Here is an 18,623-nt window from a genome sequence, read left to right on the forward strand (position 1 = left end):
CCCCTATATGAAAATTCTACTTATATATAGGAATTCTGTCAATTTATTATTTCTTATATATATCTTAAAAAAATCTTAATTGAAATTATTATTTAATTCACTTTTACTTTAATAAATTTTCTTCCTTACTTGACTTATCTAGCTCTCTTAATATGTATTTATAACCTTCTTTTATATATTCATTTTCAAATAAATCAGTATACCGTACTCTATCTATATCTAATTTTATTATTTTGTCTTTATTATCTCCATAAACTTTTTTTAATATATAATCAAAACCAAAAATTACTTTATCCTTATCTATTAACCCATCATTTTGATATTTTAATATATCTGCATTTAATTTTTCTATAATACCGTATAACTGATAAATATAACTAAGTTCTTTGATTGTATATTTATCACTTAAAGAAGCAACCGCACAAGAATAAGTCTTATTAATTGATATTGGATATACATATTCAATACTATCTTTATTTACTATAAATCTAATACTTTGATATATTGCAGTACATATATCTAGTCTTATTGAATTAGCATTTTTACAAGCTTCCTTTATTTTGTATTTTTCTTCGTATTTTCTATTATCTTTAATAATATTTTGCTCTTCCTTAATTCTTATACTATGCATTTTGTTATTAATAACCCAACTAAACCATGCACCTAATGCGGATCCAGCTAAAATTGAAACTGCTGATATTATTGAAGTTATAACAGGAATTGGCATTACATACACCTCACTTAAATATTTATTAAGCTTATTATTTGTAATCATTTCAATTTTATTAGTATAACATTCAATTGAACAATAAATATTTATATTATAAAATTTATAAAAATAATTATAAAAAATTTGAGTCTAGATAATACTAGACTCAATTCTGAAACTTTTATGAAATTTGGAGAAAACTTCATATAGCTTTATATAACAAAATAAAGTTCCCTAATCTTTATTTTGTTATATTTTGTGTAGATTATAATTATTGCTATTCACATATAATATAACATTTTATATTTAATCCGTGTTAATTTTTGTTCGAAAAGCTTTTTTTTTAGTTTTAATGGTATTTAAATAGTATTTTTAAACAACTCTTCTATTTCAGTAGCTTTATAACGACTAACAGGGATATTTTCATCATTATCTAATATAATATATCCTTTTCTATAGTATCTTATGTAATATTTGCTTACTAAATAACTTCTATGCACTGAAATAAATTCTTTATTATCTAACTTTTCAATTAAATCATTGAATTTTAAATTTGTTAAATAATAAATTTTTTCTTTAGTATGTAATCTTACTTTTCTATTCTCTATATCAAAATATATTATTTCATTTTTATTTATATTAATGTAACCATCTTTAACTTTAAATGAAATTGCTTTATTGTTCTTTTTACAAGAAACTGAAAATTCTTTTATTGCTTCTTCTAACTCATCATTAATTTTATTTTTTCTTATAAACCTAAATGGTCTATATTTAAAACTCCTGTATACACATCCATCGAAAGCTGTAACAAATACAATTTCAACAGCTTCATCAACATTTCTTATTTTTTCTGCAACTTGCAGTCCATTTACATTAGGCATACAAATATCTAAAAAAATTAAGTTATAAAAATTCTTTTCATAATCTTGAATAAACTTTAAACTATCCTGAAATTTATTTATATATATCTCTATTCCAAGTGATTTGAAAATTTTAATAAGTTTTTCTTCAAAAGTAGTTATAAATTCTAAATCATCGTCACAAATTGCTATATTAATCATACTATATACGCCTCCCCTAGTAGTTATTTTAACATAACAATAATTTATTTGTATATTTTTAATTATTTTTAACATATAAACTTAAAATTTTATTTCTTGTTTATATTATATTTAAAGTATAAGGGTATAATTATACTATAATGATTAGGAGGTAATTTTATGAATATATTTCACAATTTAATTTTGCTTAGCTTATTTTCACTAATTGTTGCTCAAGTTCTAAAAATACCATTTGGATTTATAATAAATAAAAAATTAGATTTTTCATCAATAGTTGGAACTGGAGGTATGCCAAGTTCACACTCTGCTTTTATTGTTTCTTTAACTGTTGGTATTGCTAGAGTTTCAGGAATAGATTCTCCTATTTTTGCTTTATCATTTGTTTTTGCATCAATTGTAATGTATGATGCCATGGGAATTAGAAGAGCAGCTGGTGAACATGCTAAATTACTTAATTCAATTATGTCTACAGATAATATATTTAAAATAAATCATAAAGAACTTAAAGAATTATTAGGTCATACTCCATTTGAAGTATTAGGTGGACTTATTCTTGGAATTATTGTTGGATTGTTTTATCCATTATAAAAGAGAGAAGATATAAAAATCATCTTCTCTCTTTTTCTTTAAAATAAAGTCTACTTAAATTATAAGCATCATCTAAAGAATTATGTTGCTTGCCTTCAAAATCTAAATTATATTTTAATATAGCATTATGTAAAGATAAAGAATCAGTTAATTCCAAAACATCTTTACATAATACTTCTTGATAATCAATATTATTTTTAATAATATTATCAACTACTTTTATTTTATAATTTATTCTTGCATAATCATTTTTTAATACAGCTATATCATTTCCACCCCAATATAAAAATAATTTTCTTGACTTTCCGCACCATTTTTCTAACTTTTTAAAAACATCTTCAAAATATTCAGCGTTATCTATATCTTCCTGCTTAATACATGTTATTTCAATACACCTATCTGTTAGTTTAAATATTTTCTTTGGTTTTATATATTGATAAAATTTAGATAATACTTTTCCATTTAGATCAGTTTTTACTGCGCCAACACTTACTATTTCAACATCTTTAAAGTTTCCAACACAGTTCATTTCAAAATCAAAGAAAACTAATTCGTTACACCCTTTTATCATTCTATTTAATTTTGTTAATGTACTATTTCTGTTAATTATTTTTTTATATTCTTTACCAGCTTTCTTACATTTTATATATAATGCAATAGATGGTTTTTTTTGTTTATAAATATAGCTTTGAATTGATGGTATTTCTTTGCATTCGTATGATGAAAATTTATTTAAGAAAAAATCTATAAATTTATATTCTTCTCTTGCAAAAAAGTTTTTATTTTCCAATGCTTTTTTTATCTTTTTAACTTCTGTAAATATTACTATATGTGAATCTTTTTCTATCTCGCATATTTTTATTAATGATAATATATCTTTAAATATGTAATAAAGAGCTTTATAATTTGCTGTAATAAAGTTTTCCTCTTTTAATTTTCTAGTTAACTTTATTAAATTCTTTTTTGTTGTATTGTTTCTTATAAAGTAATGCAAAATATAATTATTACTTCTTCCACTTATATAAAAATATGCTTCTATATTTTCTTTCATTTGTATGTTGACCCTTTCATTGATATAATTATATTTAATATTTTATCATTAATTATTATACTTTTCTAATAAGTAATTTTTTAAAGATTCGAGGTGTTTTAAATGAAATCATTAAAAAGAGGCTTTATTGTATTTTTAATTAGTATATTAACAATATCATTGTTAATATTTTTAACATATAAAATAAGTTTTGCCCCTAAAGTTAAAGTAATTCCTATAGATTCTAATATAGAATTAAACTCTAAATCTCTTATTAAAAAATTTATTCCAAAAGACATAGATCTAAGTTTAAATGGTATAAAATTAAATTCTAATGTTTCATTAAGTGAAGATGAGATTACAGGTATAATTTTAAATTCAGTAGATAAAAATGCTCTTATTGATAATAATGTTACTGGAATAAATACATTAATTAATGAAAATGAATTGTTTTTATACATTAATTTTGAATATAAAGGTATTCCTATTCAAGCTGTATTAAATTTTAATACTTATGCTAAAAACGGTAATGCAATTTTACATTATAATTATGGTAAAATAGGGTTTATTAATATATCTAAATCATATTTATCTAACCTAATAGAAAATAATTCCATTTTGAAAGTGGATGATGAAAATAACAATATAATATTGTCATTATCAAAAAACTATGGAATACTAATAGATGAAACATATTTTAAAGATTCATCATTAAATATTAAATTTCATCTAGGTATAAACTTTTAACAGACGCATCTTTTGCGTCTGTTTTTATATATATATACTAATTGGAACTATTTGATATGGATTTTTATTAATCCTCATTCTTGGGCAAGTTGGAGGATTAATTCCTATTTTCGTTAAACAATCAAAATATGGAATACATTTATTTAGCAAGTCTTCATAAAAATCTTGCTGTCCTGTTTTTCTTAAAAAGTGAATTTCTTCATTATTATCACAATGTTTTATAACTTTACCTAATATGTTGCAATTACAATCTATATTATCAAATTTATGAATACGATCTTCTAAAAAGTTACCTTCATTTATAGTAAGAACTATCTCCCTATTGCCACAAGTCAATATTAGATCTGTTGTATTATTTAAGCATATTTTATCATATATATTATCTAATATTTTAGAAATTATATTGAAATTCATAATTGAATTTTTATCTAATAATTTATTTAAGAAATCGCATCCAAAAGAATTTATAATTACTTTTAGAGAATCTATATATGATTTCACACATTCATGAGATACCTTCCCATTTAGTAATATATAATCTCCATTTTGAACGGTCTCTCCTAAAATATCATCGGTATAACGTAACAGATTATTGCTAATTAATTGATTTGCCAATTTATTATGAAAGCTAAACATAGTGAATATGTGTTTTTCTTCTTCTTCTAGCCTACATATCCCTCTATTTTCTATTGATCTGTTATTACAATTGGACTCTGTACATGTATTTCCATCTACTTTAACATATCCTTTATACCCTTCTCTCTTATCCTTTGTATTTCTATCTTCAAAAAATTCAGAGCAAGTTTCATCAAAATTTATTCTACCAGTTAAGCTTCTATCCCAAATTCTTCTTCTCGTTATAATTTCTATATACCCTTCTCCAATTAATGAAGCAAGACCAGTTAACAATAATTCGTCTATATAAAAAAGAAAGTCCATATAATATGCCTCCAAATTACTCTTATATATATAGATATGAATTTTAATTATTTTTTATAATCATATTAATTTAAATAAAACTAAAAGAACTCATATATTTTATATTAAAGAGTTCTTTTAGTTATTATAAATTAAATATATAAATATTGCCTGTCCATATTAAATCTATAGTTACTTTATTTTATTTAATGCTTTTATTACCCAGTTTCCTATTTTTTCATTAGTCCATAATGGTAGGCTGTATTCAATACAAAGGCTAGCTTCCTCTAGGCTACCTTTTTTATATGAACTAATCTCTCCTTGATATGTTGCAACATTTCCAACAAGACAATCTATGAAGTAACGATTATGCTTTAATGCCTTTTTTAATGCTTTTCTTGCACTTTTTCTATCATTTCTATAATAATTGTATAAAACATTTCCATATTTAAAGAATATACTGTCTTCATCTTTATATTTATCTAAAATATAAGCTGCATATTCATAGTCCTTATTTATAATTGCTCTAAATACTATTGAATGTCTTACATTTCTTGAATCATACTCATCTAATTCTAGTAAATTTTTTTCTATATTAAAACTAGTTTCATAATTACCTAATGCAAATTCATAATTTGATAATGTTGATAATACTGTTAAATAGAAATCACCTTCAGCCGATACCCCTATTTGCCCTTTATATTTTTCTAAATATTCTTCACCTAAATCATTTTTAATAATGTCTGCGCATTTTCTTAATTCAACTGCACCTTTTTCTACATCCTCTAATTCCAGGGCTTTATCAAATAGTGCAACAAAATTATCACCATTATCACAACAAGATGTGCTCTCTTCTTTAATCTTCCATGTCTTTGATGTTTTATCTATATTTAAGAATTTTCTTATTTCTCTTGATTTAGTTCCAATAGTTCCTTCTGATACTTCAAAAAAGTCTGCAAGCTCGTCCATTCTTATTCCTTTTTTATTTAATGTATCATTTACAAAAAATATTGTATGAACAATTCCAGCAGCCCAAGTATTGCTTTTTCCTCTTGCTAATTTATTCTCTTCTGTATTTGCTAATACTTCTGTTAATTTTAAAAATTTTTCTGTATATTCATCATTTAGTACTTTTTTACTAAATTTATTTATTTTAACTAATATCTCATCTACTCTACTGTTTAATTCAGTAGGTATTTTTATACTATTACTCATTTACTCCTCCTAAGTATTTAATTCATTATTCTTTAATCACATTTAAACATTATAACGTAAAATTAATTTTTTTTCACTATATATTAAAAAAAAGAGATATTCTTTCTAAAGAATATCTCCTTTTAGTATGTTACTTAAATGAATTTTTATTATTATTATTTTGTTCATTATATGTGTTTTTATTATCATAGTTTTGTTTATAACTTTTTACTTTATTTGCTGATAATTGTCCAGCATTTTGATTGTTTGGTTTATTTTTACCCATAAACTATCACCGTCCTTCGATAATAGTTTTTACATTAATAGTTATTTTATTTATAACAATTTATTCCTCTTCTTCTGGTCCATCAAGAACAAATTTTCCTATATAATTTGTTGTAATTTTTGCATTTTTCTTTAACTCTGAAGCATTATTTAATAATATATTAGCATTTTCTTTTGTAAGATCTGATGAATCTGATATATTTTCAGTACTTGCACATATTTCTTCATTAACAGATGAAAGAACCTCTATTTTTTCCATTATATCTTCATTTGTCTTACACATCTTTTTAGAATTATCAGATAATTTTAGCATTTTAGGCGTTATAGTTGAAACTGAATCAGAAATTATTCTAAATGATTCTATAGCCTTTTCCATACCCTCTTTTTGGGTTTTAAGCTCTAAATTCATTTCAGATGTCTTACTAACTAAATTCTTAGAATTTTTTAAAATTGTATTAGTAAGTTCAGTAATAGATATAGATGATTCCTTTGTTTTTTCAGATAGCTTTCTTATTTCATCTGCAACCACAGTAAATCCCTTACCAGCTTCGCCTGCTCTTGCAGCCTCTATTGCAGCATTTAATGCAAGTAAGTTTGTTTGTTCTGCAACATTATTTATTAAGTCAGTAATATCATTTACTTTTTTAATATTCATGTTCATATGCTTTAAAGTTTCTGAAAATATTCCAAATATAGCTTCAAAATCCTTTAAAGACTTAGTTAATACTAATAAATCACGATTACTAGTATTAGCATCTTTCTCAACTTTTTTTGATAATTCTAAAACATCGCTCACTTCATTTGCTTCATCATCTAATATATTACCGAATTCATTTATTTTTTCTATTATTTTTATAATATCTCCTGACTCATCAGATATAGCTTTCACAATGTTCTTTATAGAATCTGATATATCTGTAGTAGTGGTAGATAATCCTTTAGATATTTCTTTTAAATCTGAAGACTGATTATTCATATTTTGTGATAAATTTTTTAAATCACCTATCATATCAACAGTAGATTTCTGCATCTTATCTAAAGCATTACATATTGAACCTATCTCATCTTTCCTTTTAAAATACTTATCTTTTATTTTGTAATGATAAACCCCACCTGATAAATATTCTATATGAAGTCTTAATCCGTTTAAAAGTCTTGCAGTTTTACCAAATATGTTCCACATAATTAATCCTGCTATTAATAACGTTAAAATAGCAATAAATATGTTTATGTATGTAACTTTATTTACAATGTTCTTTATAATATCATCTTTTTCTAAAGCTGTATCATTTAGCGAACTCGTAAGTACATCCCAAACAATAATTCTTCCTGTAAATACTATAAATACTAAAGATGCTGCCATTATAGCAAGTGCATTTTTAGTTATATTAAATTTAATACTCTTAGTTTGATCGAATTTAGCATCAACCCTCATATCCATCCCCCACTTTTTAAACTTTACTATGTATTTATTAGCATTGTATACAATTAATAATGAACATTATCATTATGTATTAGCAATTTCCCCTCCATTTACATGAATAGTCTCTCCAGTTATAAATGAGGCATTTTTGCTAGCTAAAAATACATATGCTTCTGCAACTTCTACTGGTTGACCAGCTCTTTTTAAAGCTGTATTTTTACCAAATGTTTGCATCTTTTGTTTATTAAATGATGCTGGTATTAATGGTGTCCATATAGGTCCGGGAGCTACAGCATTAACAGTTATTCCTTTAGTTGCTAAATTAATAGCTAAACTTCTTGTAAGGGCTGTTAAAGCACCTTTAGTTGCTGAATAATCTATTAATGTTTCATTACCAACATAAGCTGTTATTGATGTTGTGTTTATAATTCTGCCTCCAGATTTCATATGTGGTAGTGCTGCTTTTATAATATAAAAAGCTCCAAATATATTAGTCTTAAAGGTTCTTTCTAATTGCTCATTAGATATATCTAAAATTGAATTACATACATGTTGTTCACCAGCATTATTAACTAAAATGTCTATTGTACCAAATTTTTCGATAGTCTTTTTAACTACATCTTTGCAAAAATTTTCATCGCCTATATCTCCTGATATTACAAGCGCTTCTCTGCCTTGTTCTTTAATTAAATTTGATGTCATTTGTGCATCTTCATCTTCATTTAAATAAACAATTACTACGTTAGCTCCTTCTCTTGCATATGCAATACTAACAGCCCTTCCAATTCCACTATCTCCGCCTGTGACTATAGCAGTCATTCCCTCAAGACGTTTACCATTATTTATATATTCTGGTAATGTAAAGACTGGTTTTGGATTCATCATACTTTCTTTTCCTGGTTGGGTAATTTCTTCTTGTGAACTAAATTCTAATGGAAATTTTTCATTCATATTTATCACCTCAATAAAGTTTTAAATTCTCATATTATGATTTCCATTTGAATTATTTATATACTTATTAAGTTGATGTAAGCTTTAAATATATTAGAATATTTAAAACTCTACATTGTAAATTTTATCATTTTTAACTAATCATTACAATATAAAAAGACAAGCTAAGTTTATTTCTAATACCTAGCTTGTATATATTATTTTATTATCTTTTTTATATTTATCCTATCTAGTAAATACCCTAAAACAATGAATATAATACCACTTACTACTGATTGTACAATATCAAAAATTGAAGCACTGAATCCTAAAATTAAATTACCAAGAATAATTGAATTTGCAAATGAATAACCAATGTAAGTTACTAAGATAGCAATTAATGTAGCCATTATATTTCTTTTACAAACTATTTTATTACTCCTATTAGTAAATGAAAAAACCATAAGTGGTTTTATTATCATAGTTGGTATTATAAATAGTGGTGCACCACCTAAAAAATCAGCAAGTCCTCCCCCAATAGAAGCTGCAATTAAAGCATATTTAGTTGGAAGAATAACAGATGCTATATATATAAAAACATCTCCTAGGTGAATATATCCCCCATTTATACCAGTTGGTATATGAAATATATATGTTGTAGTTAATGCTATAATTGCAATAAATAATGATGTTTTAACTAATAACCGTATCCTATTATTCACTAAATAATTACCTCCCTTAAAAACTTCTCATAGTATATCCCATAATTAGGATCAATATTAAATTTATTTGTATATTGTATTGCTTTAGAAATAAAATTTGTCGTAATTTCCATAGATTTATATACACTATTGCCATTCAAAATTAAAGCTGTAAGCATTGATGCAAATATATCTCCTGTACCACTATAAGATATATTATTAAATTTTGTTGTAACTCTATATATTTCATTCTTTTCTTTATCATATAATACATTACTAATTTTATTTTTATTTATTATCCCTGTAATTATTACATATTTAGGACCAAGGCTTGATATCTTCTTTCCTAATCTCTTTAAATCATCATTAGTTAAATTTTCTATATCTAACTTTTGATCCGCTAAAATACAGGCCTCTGTTATATTAGGTGTTACTATATAAGATAAAGAAACCAATTCCTTCATTTTATTGCATATATCTTTATTATATGTTTCATATATTTCACCATTATCTCCCATAACCGGATCTACTATTATTAATGCATCTTTTTGTTTTTTTATAAATTCTAATATTATATCTATTTGATTATAAGATCCTAAAAACCCTGTATAAATTGCATCAAATTTTTCCTTTTGCTTTTCCCATATCTTAATATAATCTTTCATATTATTAGTAAAATCATAAAAAGAATATTCATTAAATTGTGTTTGATTTGAAAGTATTGCTGTAGGAATTGGACAAGGTTGTATATTTAATGCCGATAGTATAGAAATTGATACTGTAAGTGAACATTTTCCAAGACCTGATAAATCATTTATAACTACTACTCTTTTCTGGTTAATCATATAAAATCCTCCTTATTTTATCGTTATAATAACACAATTAAATTTTTATATGAAATGTACCGGTACATTTTTTCGTATCTAATGTTACAGATTTATATATATTTTTTATGTATAATAACTTCTATAAAATGTTTAGGAGGGATTTATATGGCATGTGGATGTTCATCACTAGGTAACGATGGAAAAGCTGTTGCTGATTTAGTTAGAGGTAAAGGATTTGAAAATATGCAAACTAAAGTTGTTCATGAAATAGAATGTTCTTGCGGGACAAGCTTTCAAATGGATAAATTAGTAACACAATGTCCTAATTGTAAAATGACTTATGCTGTAACACCTTGTAGTTCAGATAAAAAAGAAAATATTAAACCTTGTGGAATAGAATATTAATTTTTAAAGCCTAATGAAGACTATGTAATACACTCTTATTACTTCATTAGGCTTTTATCTTTCAATTTATTATCTTTTGTTTGTAAATTTAAAGAAATTAAGGAGGATTTTTATAAAAATTGTAGAATATAAACATTTATACAAAAGAGAATAATATGGGTATTGAATTTGAAAGGATGACAAGAATGAATATTAAGAATTTGACATTAATTTATAACAAAAGAAATTGTGTAGAAAGATTACTATTAGACTATTTATCTAAGGAAAAGGAAATTAGTGAACTAGTTTTGAATCATCTTAATTATTGCAAACTTAATACTTTAGATTCTATAAGCAATATAGATAATGATAGCTTTAAGGATTTAGTTGCTTATTCAATTTATGCTAATATTTTAAATAATTATGTTAGAAGAGAGAATGTATCTTATCAAAATATCAATCAAATTTTAAAAATGCTTGATAAAAGCAAAGATACTATTAGATTATTTTTAGAAAATAATTTAGAAAAAAAAAGTTTATCTAATAACTTATATGAATTTATAAATTGGTGTGGCATATCTTATAAATTTCACAATAATTTTATGAATATTATTAATACAGATCAGATATTAAAGTTTTTAGTATTAAATTTTAAATAAATTATATTTAAGGGGAAACTAATATTAATTTTTTGGTTTCTCTTTTTTTATTATATTATTATTTAAGATATATATTAAAAACATAAACAATAATTTATAATGGTTATTACTTATGGTTTTAACTATTATAACTTCCTATATTAGCTTAATTTTCATTAAAGATATTTCCTAATTCTTCTCCTTTTATTAAAATAATATTCCTTTAAATGACATTGCAACAAATGCTATTATAAGTAAAATGCATGCAACTATTGCGATTTTTTTTATTAACTTTTCTTCTTTCATCTTTTGATCATCCTTTTCATCTTAATATTATCTATATTTTACCATACAGGAATATACTATTTGTTGATAAACTATTAAAAATGTATGATTATTTATTAAATTATTTTTTATAGTTATTTTATATCATTTACGAGTATCTTAAATAAGAGTATATTGCCTATAAAAAAAGAACAGATATTATTAACCTATTCTTTTTTAATTTATATAATTATTTTAATATTCTTTCAATATATCCTCACTAAATTTATATATTAATTTATTATAATCATTCTCTTTATATTTATCTTTTAAAGCTTCCTTATTTTCTTCAAAATAATTAGCTTTTTTATATATTTTATCTTCTAGATCATTTAAATTAATATCATTTAGATTTAATTCCTTTATTATATTCTCTAATGAAATTTTTATCATCTCTTTATGTTTATTAACTTGATCATTTTTCATAGACTCTAAAGCGTCTTTCCAATTATTAAATCCCCCAATTGGCTTATCATCTTCTCCACTAATATCTTCTCTCTCATCTTCATTTTTAAAGAAATTCATAAATGCCATTCAATTAGCCTCCTTGTATAAAAATTTAAACTAAAATTAGTATACACCTATACTGAATTAAAAACTAATTAAAATTTATTTAATTTATACCTTTTTATAATAATATAAAAAAGCTATATAATTTAAAACAAATTATATAGCTCTTAAAATTTATTAGTTTAATCTTTGATTAAATATATCATCTAATCTTAATCTCTTTATCTTATCTCTTATAACTTCTATATCTGTTGTATAAAGTCCCTCTTCTTGCATCCTCTTAAAATATAAAGAACCTGCAAATGTATATCTACTCTTTCTATCTGCTTCATTTTCTGTTTTTTCATTTGCATATGCAATTATATCACCTATAGCAAGACTTCTAGGCAATGTTAATAAAGGTAATCCCATAACTTGCCTTACCGCATTATGACCAGCTAATGATCCTGTACATATAGCTTCTGTATGACCAACAAACAATCCTGATTTTTCTCCCCCACAAAGTAGATTATCAACACCTTTTACTCTCATATCATTACTTCTTGGAGCAACTGATAAATACCTTATTGAATTGCCTTTGCTTCCTGCATATGGATCAATATATTTAGCCCTTTCTAATCCTTTAATTTTTCTTAGTTTTTCTAATGGATAATATGTCGTCATTAGCTTGGCATGCCCAGTATCTAGAAGAATTATATTTTCTGCAAATTCTTTTAAAGCATATTGCTGACATACTTTGCTATTTAATTTATCATAATTTATATCTTCCTTTGGAATATTTAGTATTACTACTCCATCTTTATCTAACTTTTCTCTTATTTCATCAGATAAACTTTCTTTAGCTAATTTACATGAGCCCGAAAATGCTCCAAGTTCATCTCCATTTCTTTCTCCTTGTATATCGTGAACATTACACCTTTCACTTATACTTATTCTTGGTCCAAATGAAGGGCATCTTAAAATACACATTGAACATCCATTTCCATATCTTAAGCAGTTACCCATAGGGCCTGTAGAACCAGTTGTTTCTATATAAACATCTCCACTTACATAAGTGTCATCTGCTAATATTATTCCTTTTATTTTATTTTCTTCTACATCAACATCTTTAACTCTTGTTTCTGTAAATATTTTTATACCTAGACTATTTAAATGTTTTCTAACTTCTGCTTCTATTATATTTACATCATATAAGCTTGCATGTTTGTGACCTGGAAATTCTATGTTTTTATGTCTAGAATTTTTATCTGTTATATTAATTAGATCGCCTGCACCTAGGGCAATTAATTCTTCTGATGCTGTAAATCTTCCATTGTTTCTCATAATACCGCCGACATTACCAAGTCCTAATAATAAATCAGTTTTTTCAAAAAGTAATACATCTGCTCCAGCTTTTTTAGCAGTAATAGCAGCTGCACATCCTGCCCATCCTGCACCAATAATTACTACCTTCATATTAATCTCCTCTCTTCAAAGATACTTCTTGGATCTGTTTGTACTTTGCAAAATCTCTTAACTCTATGTCCTTTATATCTAGCTGTACATGCGCCGCATATCCCTTCACCACAGCACATTTTAAAGTTATTACAGCAAGATAAAAGGACATCTTTTTTGTCTAAACTATCTAAATACTCTATAACTTTAAATGTCAATATATCAGCTCCAGCAATATGAATATATTTAACTCCTAAATTAATATTTTTATCTATTAATTCCTTACAAAACTCTGATAAATTTCCTCTGTCTAATAGATTTCCTTTTTTAGTATTTACTTTATATTTTTCTAAATATCCTGTAATAAAATCTTCTTTAAAGCCTCCATTATCAACAGCAATATTTACATTACATTCTTGTAAAGATAATTTTCTTACAAGTGGCATCATAGGTGCTAATCCCATTCCTCTAGCTAGAACTAAACAATCTGTTCCTTTTTGTTTTTCTATATTTTTTAACCCAAATATTCCATTCCAATAAGGACCTCTTATATCTAAAGTATCACCTATTTTTAATTTAAGTAATTTTTTAGTTTTAATTCCTCTTATTTCAATAGCTACTGTTAATATATTATTCTCTGTATCAGATTCCATAACTGATATTGGAGTATCAAAATATTTTTCTAAATCTGGACATAAAAATACATAACCGCCTGGATTTATAAGATCTACTGCAAGTTTATGAGTTACACTTAATTTAATAATTATAAGCTCATTATTAAAGTTAGAATAATCTAATATTTTTGAGCTGTATTTTTGTCTACCTTCTTTAGCTTTCATACCGTTATTTGAAAATTCTTGGTATATACATACACCTTTCCAATTTAAGCAGTCGCAAAAACATTCTCCATGCATTTGTGAACAAAGTATGCATTCTCCCATTTCAGCTAGCTTACAAGGACAATATTCGCTTCCTGCATCAATACAATCTGTTGCTTCTCTAATCATTGTTGCTCCTTAAAAATTGATCTTTATATTAGGATATTTTTTCACTCTAATTTTGTTGACACTTAAATTGAAAATATTAAAAAGGTGTGTTTATATTTTAATAAACACACCTTTTTAATAAAATTAATCTAAATTAAGTACATTTAGAAAATCTGTACGTTTCATTTCTTTTTCAGATTTTAATGGATGTTCCATAACTTTTTTATTGTTTTCTTCTACCTTAAAAGCTCCTATAACTTCTCCTTCTTTTATATCTATGTATGGCTTAAAAACGTCAATCTCATACTGTGTTGAATCTTGTGAAAAAGCATTTGTTACTCTTTCTTCTTTTGTTATAGTACTAAGCACATCATTTCCTTTATCTTTAACTAACTGCTTAATATTACCAGAGTTAAATGCATATTTTCCTTTAACATGATTAAATATTTTCTCCGTTTGATTCCATCTATCTGCACAGTTAAGTACAACAATTATAATATCTTTTCCTGAATAGTTAACTGATGATACTAAGCATTTTCCAGCTCCACCTGTATAACCTGTCTTTATACCATTAGCTCCTGGTATTTTAAATAATATTTTATTAATATTATTATAATCTCTTGTAAAATTATATTTATCTTTTGTAATAGATTTTGTTCCAACTATTTCTCTAAATTCTTCATATTCCATGGCTTTTGAAGCTAATAGAGCTAAGTCATATGCTGAAGAATAATGATCTTCTTTATCTAATCCATGTGGAGTTTGAAAATGTGAATCTACAATCCCAATCCCCTTAGCAAAATGATTCATCATATCGGCAAAACCTTCTACTGATCCACCAAGCCCTTCCGCTATAGTTATAGCCGCATCATTTCCTGATCTATACATAAGACCATACAATAATTCTCTTAATGATATTTTTTCTGAAGATTGATATCCAACCTTAGATCCTCTAACTGAGGCTGCATTTTTTGAGACTTCTAATATTTCATTTAAATCACCATTTTCTATTGCAACAAGGGCCGTTAATATTTTTGTGGTACTTGCCATTGGTATAACTTCATAAGCATTTTGCTCAAATAATATCTGACCACTCTCTCTTTCAATAGCTATTGCACTTCTTGCAGATACTCTTAAGTTATTTTTATTATCAACCTCTGTAGCATATGTATTTATTGTTATTAAGTTTAATATTAAGCAAATAATAAATATAAAGCTAACACTTTGTTTAAGCTTTCTCATAAAATCACCTCATTTTTATTTTGCAATAAAATTTAATTAATATGCAGTATTATTGACTAGTATATTTTTCCTAGTGGTTGAACATAATACTTTATATGGAGGATAAAGATGAAGATTTTAATTTTGGTAATTATTATATTGTTACTACTAATTTTAATACCAATTCCTATTAAAATTAGTATGTTCTATTCTAATAATAATTATTATATTAAAGTTTATAACTTTAATATAATATCTAGTAAAAAATCAAAAAAAATAAATAAATACATAAATTGTAAATTAAATAAATTAATAGAGCGTACATCAATAGACACTAGTGATATTGACTTTGACTTTTATAAACTATTTTTAAAAAAACTTATATTTAATTTAAAAAGAAATAGACATAAACCTAAATTTAAATTTAATGGTGAATTATCTTATTCGTTATTTGATTCGTTTAATACGGCAATATTTTATGGAATATTATCAACCTTCTTTTCTTTTATATATCGTGGATTAAATGTTCCTTTTAAGGTTAAAAAATCCAAATTGAATATTAAACCAGTTTTTAAAGATACATTAAGTATCAATTTTTATTGTAAAAGTATAATTTTTCTATCTCTAGGGAAAGTTATTTATATGTTAGTTATATTTTTAAAAACTTATTTACAAGTTAAAACTTATTTACAAGTTAAGGAGGTGACCCTTTTTAAAGGGAGATTATGAATAAAGAACATCCAATTGAAAATTTAATGAAAAGCACAATGGAAAATATACGAGATATGGTTGATGTTAATACTATAATAGGTGATGCTGTTGAAACTAGAGATGGAACTTATATAATTCCTATATCTAAGGTATCTTTTGGTTTTGCATCAGGTGGTAGTGAATTTGATTCACAAAATAAAGTTTCTTCAGATTTTCAAGTAGATTATCCATTTGGTGGAGGATCTGGAGCTGGTGTATCTGTAAAACCTGTAGCTTTTTTAGTTGTTAGAGAAAATTCCGTAAGACTACTACCTGTAGAACAAGATACTACTTATGATAGAATTGTAGATACAGTTCCTCAAGTATTTGAAATGTTTAAAGATTTATGCGGAAAAGCAATGCAAAAAAAACACAATGATTCTAAACATGAAGAAATTAATAACTCAATCGATAAATCTCATGCTCCTAATAATTATGATCATTCATCTATACCTGATACCGGCAATAATGAATTTAGAAATTTTACAGAAGATAATTAAAAATAAAAAGAACTGCTACTTTTTAAGTAGCAGTTCTTTTTATTTTTCTGTAGTGTCTAAAACAATCTCTTCCATTAATTCATCATCAGATTCTACTTCTTCAAATAAGTCTAATGAAGGTAATTCATCTATTGCAGCTAGTCCAAATTGTCTTAAAAACTCGTCTGTTGTTCCATATAGTATTGGTCTTCCTGGTACCTCTAAACGACCAACTTCTGCAACAAGTTCTCTTTCAACTAATTTTTGAATGGCACTATCTGATTTAACCCCTCTTATCTCATCAATATCAACTCTAGTAATGGGTTGCTTATAAGCAATTATTGACAAACTTTCTAATGATGCCTGACTTAATGATTGTCTTCTATTTTTCTTAAGTAATTTTTGAATATAATCACTATATTCGCTTTTAGTAACTAATTGATATGCTCCATTAATTTGTATAAGTTTTATACCTCTATTAGATACTTCATAATCTAGCATCATTTCACCTAGAATTTCTTCCGTATACTTAGGAGTAATTTCTAGATTTACCGCTATATCTCTTAAGGAAAGTGGCTCACCACTTACAAAAAGCATAGCTTCTATTATTGCTTTTAGTGGTTCTTTTTTTGATATTTCTTTAAACTCAAATTGTGTTACGTTCATCTTCTCCACTTTCATCACATCCTTCTATTATTATCTCTCCAAAACTTGTAGTTTGATATACTTTTACTAGTCTTTGTTTTATAAGCTCAAGTAACGCTAAAAATGTAACTACACACTCTAGTTTACACTCGCATGACTCCATTATAGTATTAAAATCTTGTATTTTACTTTGCTTTATTCTATGTAGTAAATAATCATATTTATCTTCTATCTTGTAAAGATCTACACTTATATTTTTCTGTATTACATTATTTTTATTATGCTTTTTTGTATAATTTTCCAATAATTTATTATATATATTATATAAATCAACCAATGTAATATTTTTAAATATATCCTCATTATTTACTTTACAATCCTTAGCTTCTGGAATTATTTCAGGCTTTTTTGAATATGTAGTACCTATTTTTAAAGAAATAGATTTAAAGTATTCTGTAGATGCTTTAATTTTTTTATAAAGTATTAATTTCTCTACAAGTCTTTTCTCTATATCCTCTTCTAGTTCTTCTTCTACTTTAGCTTTAGGTAAAAGACTTTTTGATTTAATTTCAATTAATGTAGCTGCGATTACTATAAACTCTGATGTTATCTCAAGATCCATTTCCTTCATTGTATCTAAATATGCTAAATATTGATTAGTAATCTTATATATCTCAATATTATATATATTCATTTTATTCTTTTTTATAAGATGTAACAATAAATCAAAAGGGCCTTCAAAATCAGCTACTTTTATCTTAGGTAATTCCATTTTGCTCCCACCTCTCACTAAAATAACATTATAATTATACACTATATATCAGTGTTTTTAAATTAAA

Annotated in this window: 22 protein-coding genes; 6 read left to right on the forward strand and 16 right to left on the reverse strand. The window is 24.9% G+C overall.

The window, feature by feature from the left end; all coding sequences use genetic code 11:
• Nucleotides 1-103: 103 nt before the first annotated feature.
• Together ACZ5TJ_RS07640 and ACZ5TJ_RS07645 are read right to left on the reverse strand one after the other, a co-directional pair.
• Nucleotides 104-727, reverse strand: a complete 624-nt coding sequence (locus ACZ5TJ_RS07640) for a hypothetical protein (RefSeq protein WP_464198468.1) — start codon at nt 725-727, stop codon at nt 104-106.
• A gap of 341 nt (nt 728-1,068) precedes the next feature.
• Nucleotides 1,069-1,770: a LytR/AlgR family response regulator transcription factor gene (locus ACZ5TJ_RS07645; protein WP_464198470.1), complete on the reverse strand. Its 702-nt coding sequence runs from the start codon at nt 1,768-1,770 to the stop codon at nt 1,069-1,071.
• A gap of 159 nt (nt 1,771-1,929) precedes the next feature.
• On the opposite strand from ACZ5TJ_RS07645, the gene ACZ5TJ_RS07650 reads away from it, so the two are divergent.
• Nucleotides 1,930-2,358, forward strand: a complete 429-nt coding sequence (locus ACZ5TJ_RS07650) for a divergent PAP2 family protein (protein ID WP_464198472.1) — start codon at nt 1,930-1,932, stop codon at nt 2,356-2,358.
• 19 nt (nt 2,359-2,377) lie between these two features.
• On the opposite strand, the gene ACZ5TJ_RS07655 is transcribed toward ACZ5TJ_RS07650, so the two are convergent.
• Complete coding sequence (locus tag ACZ5TJ_RS07655) at nt 2,378-3,409, reverse strand: 3'-5' exonuclease (RefSeq protein WP_464198474.1); 1,032 nt, start codon at nt 3,407-3,409, stop codon at nt 2,378-2,380.
• 102 nt (nt 3,410-3,511) lie between these two features.
• On the opposite strand from ACZ5TJ_RS07655, the gene ACZ5TJ_RS07660 reads away from it, so the two are divergent.
• On the forward strand, nt 3,512-4,135 hold the full coding sequence (locus ACZ5TJ_RS07660; protein ID WP_464198476.1) for a hypothetical protein: 624 nt from the start codon (nt 3,512-3,514) through the stop codon (nt 4,133-4,135).
• A gap of 24 nt (nt 4,136-4,159) precedes the next feature.
• Here the strand turns inward: ACZ5TJ_RS07660 and ACZ5TJ_RS07665 are convergent, their stop codons facing one another.
• The 7 genes from ACZ5TJ_RS07665 to ACZ5TJ_RS07695 form a co-directional block, all read right to left on the reverse strand.
• A complete protein-coding gene (locus ACZ5TJ_RS07665; protein WP_464198478.1) occupies nt 4,160-5,074 on the reverse strand; it encodes a hypothetical protein in 915 nt (304 codons plus the stop codon).
• 171 nt (nt 5,075-5,245) lie between these two features.
• A complete protein-coding gene (locus ACZ5TJ_RS07670; RefSeq protein ID WP_464198480.1) occupies nt 5,246-6,268 on the reverse strand; it encodes a DUF6398 domain-containing protein in 1,023 nt (340 codons plus the stop codon).
• Between the two features lie 130 nt (nt 6,269-6,398).
• Nucleotides 6,399-6,533 (reverse strand): hypothetical protein, encoded by a 135-nt coding sequence (locus tag ACZ5TJ_RS07675; protein WP_257792208.1) that lies wholly within the window; start codon nt 6,531-6,533, stop codon nt 6,399-6,401.
• Between the two features lie 60 nt (nt 6,534-6,593).
• Entirely contained in the window at nt 6,594-7,967 is a 1,374-nt protein-coding gene (locus tag ACZ5TJ_RS07680; RefSeq protein WP_464198483.1) for a methyl-accepting chemotaxis protein, read from the reverse strand.
• Between the two features lie 72 nt (nt 7,968-8,039).
• The gene (locus ACZ5TJ_RS07685; RefSeq protein ID WP_464198485.1) at nt 8,040-8,906 is read right to left on the reverse strand and encodes a glucose 1-dehydrogenase; all 867 of its coding nucleotides are present in this window, start codon (nt 8,904-8,906) and stop codon (nt 8,040-8,042) included.
• A 197-nt stretch (nt 8,907-9,103) separates the two neighbouring features.
• Entirely contained in the window at nt 9,104-9,607 is a 504-nt protein-coding gene (locus tag ACZ5TJ_RS07690) for a TIGR04002 family protein (protein WP_464198487.1), read from the reverse strand.
• On the reverse strand, nt 9,607-10,431 hold the full coding sequence (locus ACZ5TJ_RS07695; RefSeq protein ID WP_464198489.1) for a pyridoxamine kinase: 825 nt from the start codon (nt 10,429-10,431) through the stop codon (nt 9,607-9,609). The genes ACZ5TJ_RS07690 and ACZ5TJ_RS07695 overlap by 1 nt, the downstream gene beginning before the upstream one ends.
• A 147-nt stretch (nt 10,432-10,578) precedes the next feature.
• Here ACZ5TJ_RS07695 and ACZ5TJ_RS07700 point away from each other — a divergent pair, with 147 nt between their 5' ends.
• Together ACZ5TJ_RS07700 and ACZ5TJ_RS07705 are read left to right on the forward strand one after the other, a co-directional pair.
• A complete protein-coding gene (locus ACZ5TJ_RS07700; protein WP_464198491.1) occupies nt 10,579-10,818 on the forward strand; it encodes a hypothetical protein in 240 nt (79 codons plus the stop codon).
• A 155-nt stretch (nt 10,819-10,973) separates the two neighbouring features.
• Nucleotides 10,974-11,456: a hypothetical protein gene (locus ACZ5TJ_RS07705; protein WP_464198493.1), complete on the forward strand. Its 483-nt coding sequence runs from the start codon at nt 10,974-10,976 to the stop codon at nt 11,454-11,456.
• Nucleotides 11,457-11,954: 498 nt separating this feature from the next.
• Here the strand turns inward: ACZ5TJ_RS07705 and ACZ5TJ_RS07710 are convergent, their stop codons facing one another.
• The 4 genes from ACZ5TJ_RS07710 to ACZ5TJ_RS07725 all read right to left on the reverse strand — a co-directional run bounded on the left by ACZ5TJ_RS07710 (nt 11,955) and on the right by ACZ5TJ_RS07725 (nt 15,931).
• Nucleotides 11,955-12,293 (reverse strand): hypothetical protein, encoded by a 339-nt coding sequence (locus tag ACZ5TJ_RS07710; protein WP_464198495.1) that lies wholly within the window; start codon nt 12,291-12,293, stop codon nt 11,955-11,957.
• A 153-nt stretch (nt 12,294-12,446) separates the two neighbouring features.
• Nucleotides 12,447-13,724, reverse strand: coding sequence for an FAD-dependent oxidoreductase (locus ACZ5TJ_RS07715; RefSeq protein ID WP_464198497.1), 1,278 nt, complete (start codon nt 13,722-13,724; stop codon nt 12,447-12,449).
• The gene (locus ACZ5TJ_RS07720; protein ID WP_464198499.1) at nt 13,721-14,710 is read right to left on the reverse strand and encodes a sulfide/dihydroorotate dehydrogenase-like FAD/NAD-binding protein; all 990 of its coding nucleotides are present in this window, start codon (nt 14,708-14,710) and stop codon (nt 13,721-13,723) included. The genes ACZ5TJ_RS07715 and ACZ5TJ_RS07720 overlap by 4 nt, the downstream gene beginning before the upstream one ends.
• Nucleotides 14,711-14,833: 123 nt before the next feature.
• Complete coding sequence (locus ACZ5TJ_RS07725; RefSeq protein WP_464198501.1) at nt 14,834-15,931, reverse strand: D-alanyl-D-alanine carboxypeptidase family protein; 1,098 nt, start codon at nt 15,929-15,931, stop codon at nt 14,834-14,836.
• Nucleotides 15,932-16,111: 180 nt separating this feature from the next.
• On the opposite strand from ACZ5TJ_RS07725, the gene ACZ5TJ_RS07730 reads away from it, so the two are divergent.
• Nucleotides 16,112-16,639 carry a DUF2953 domain-containing protein gene (locus ACZ5TJ_RS07730; protein ID WP_464202295.1) on the forward strand — a complete coding sequence of 176 codons (528 nt, stop codon included), beginning with the start codon at nt 16,112-16,114 and terminating at the stop codon, nt 16,637-16,639.
• Entirely contained in the window at nt 16,633-17,160 is a 528-nt protein-coding gene (gene ytfJ / locus ACZ5TJ_RS07735; protein WP_464202296.1) for a GerW family sporulation protein, read from the forward strand. Before ACZ5TJ_RS07730 ends, ytfJ begins: the two co-directional genes overlap by 7 nt.
• A gap of 39 nt (nt 17,161-17,199) precedes the next feature.
• Here the strand turns inward: ytfJ and scpB are convergent, their stop codons facing one another.
• Both scpB and ACZ5TJ_RS07745 read right to left on the reverse strand, forming a co-directional pair.
• Nucleotides 17,200-17,805 (reverse strand): SMC-Scp complex subunit ScpB, encoded by a 606-nt coding sequence (gene scpB, locus ACZ5TJ_RS07740; protein WP_464198503.1) that lies wholly within the window; start codon nt 17,803-17,805, stop codon nt 17,200-17,202.
• Nucleotides 17,786-18,556, reverse strand: coding sequence for a segregation/condensation protein A (locus ACZ5TJ_RS07745; protein ID WP_055225530.1), 771 nt, complete (start codon nt 18,554-18,556; stop codon nt 17,786-17,788). The genes scpB and ACZ5TJ_RS07745 overlap by 20 nt, the downstream gene beginning before the upstream one ends.
• Nucleotides 18,557-18,623: the final 67 nt, after the last annotated feature.

This window comes from Clostridium budayi, from assembly GCF_055396605.1.

Excerpts from the sequence above, each read along its gene's own strand:
- ACZ5TJ_RS07650 (WP_464198472.1), top strand. The coding sequence starts at position 1,930 with ATGAATATATTTCACAATTTAATTTTGCTTAGCTTATTTTCACTAATT.
- scpB (WP_464198503.1), bottom strand. The coding sequence starts at position 17,805 with ATGAACGTAACACAATTTGAGTTTAAAGAAATATCAAAAAAAGAACCA.
- ACZ5TJ_RS07705 (WP_464198493.1), top strand. The coding sequence starts at position 10,974 with ATGGGTATTGAATTTGAAAGGATGACAAGAATGAATATTAAGAATTTG.
- ACZ5TJ_RS07675 (WP_257792208.1), bottom strand. The coding sequence starts at position 6,533 with ATGGGTAAAAATAAACCAAACAATCAAAATGCTGGACAATTATCAGCA.
- ACZ5TJ_RS07725 (WP_464198501.1), bottom strand. The coding sequence starts at position 15,931 with ATGAGAAAGCTTAAACAAAGTGTTAGCTTTATATTTATTATTTGCTTA.
- ACZ5TJ_RS07730 (WP_464202295.1), top strand. The coding sequence starts at position 16,112 with ATGTTCTATTCTAATAATAATTATTATATTAAAGTTTATAACTTTAAT.
- ACZ5TJ_RS07685 (WP_464198485.1), bottom strand. The coding sequence starts at position 8,906 with ATGAATGAAAAATTTCCATTAGAATTTAGTTCACAAGAAGAAATTACC.
- ACZ5TJ_RS07680 (WP_464198483.1), bottom strand. The coding sequence starts at position 7,967 with ATGAGGGTTGATGCTAAATTCGATCAAACTAAGAGTATTAAATTTAAT.
- ACZ5TJ_RS07720 (WP_464198499.1), bottom strand. The coding sequence starts at position 14,710 with ATGATTAGAGAAGCAACAGATTGTATTGATGCAGGAAGCGAATATTGT.
- ACZ5TJ_RS07665 (WP_464198478.1), bottom strand. The coding sequence starts at position 5,074 with ATGGACTTTCTTTTTTATATAGACGAATTATTGTTAACTGGTCTTGCT.
- ACZ5TJ_RS07660 (WP_464198476.1), top strand. The coding sequence starts at position 3,512 with ATGAAATCATTAAAAAGAGGCTTTATTGTATTTTTAATTAGTATATTA.
- ACZ5TJ_RS07695 (WP_464198489.1), bottom strand. The coding sequence starts at position 10,431 with ATGATTAACCAGAAAAGAGTAGTAGTTATAAATGATTTATCAGGTCTT.
- ACZ5TJ_RS07710 (WP_464198495.1), bottom strand. The coding sequence starts at position 12,293 with ATGGCATTTATGAATTTCTTTAAAAATGAAGATGAGAGAGAAGATATT.
- ACZ5TJ_RS07745 (WP_055225530.1), bottom strand. The coding sequence starts at position 18,556 with ATGGAATTACCTAAGATAAAAGTAGCTGATTTTGAAGGCCCTTTTGAT.
- ACZ5TJ_RS07700 (WP_464198491.1), top strand. The coding sequence starts at position 10,579 with ATGGCATGTGGATGTTCATCACTAGGTAACGATGGAAAAGCTGTTGCT.
- ACZ5TJ_RS07640 (WP_464198468.1), bottom strand. The coding sequence starts at position 727 with ATGCCAATTCCTGTTATAACTTCAATAATATCAGCAGTTTCAATTTTA.
- ACZ5TJ_RS07645 (WP_464198470.1), bottom strand. The coding sequence starts at position 1,770 with ATGATTAATATAGCAATTTGTGACGATGATTTAGAATTTATAACTACT.
- ACZ5TJ_RS07670 (WP_464198480.1), bottom strand. The coding sequence starts at position 6,268 with ATGAGTAATAGTATAAAAATACCTACTGAATTAAACAGTAGAGTAGAT.
- ACZ5TJ_RS07655 (WP_464198474.1), bottom strand. The coding sequence starts at position 3,409 with ATGAAAGAAAATATAGAAGCATATTTTTATATAAGTGGAAGAAGTAAT.
- ACZ5TJ_RS07715 (WP_464198497.1), bottom strand. The coding sequence starts at position 13,724 with ATGAAGGTAGTAATTATTGGTGCAGGATGGGCAGGATGTGCAGCTGCT.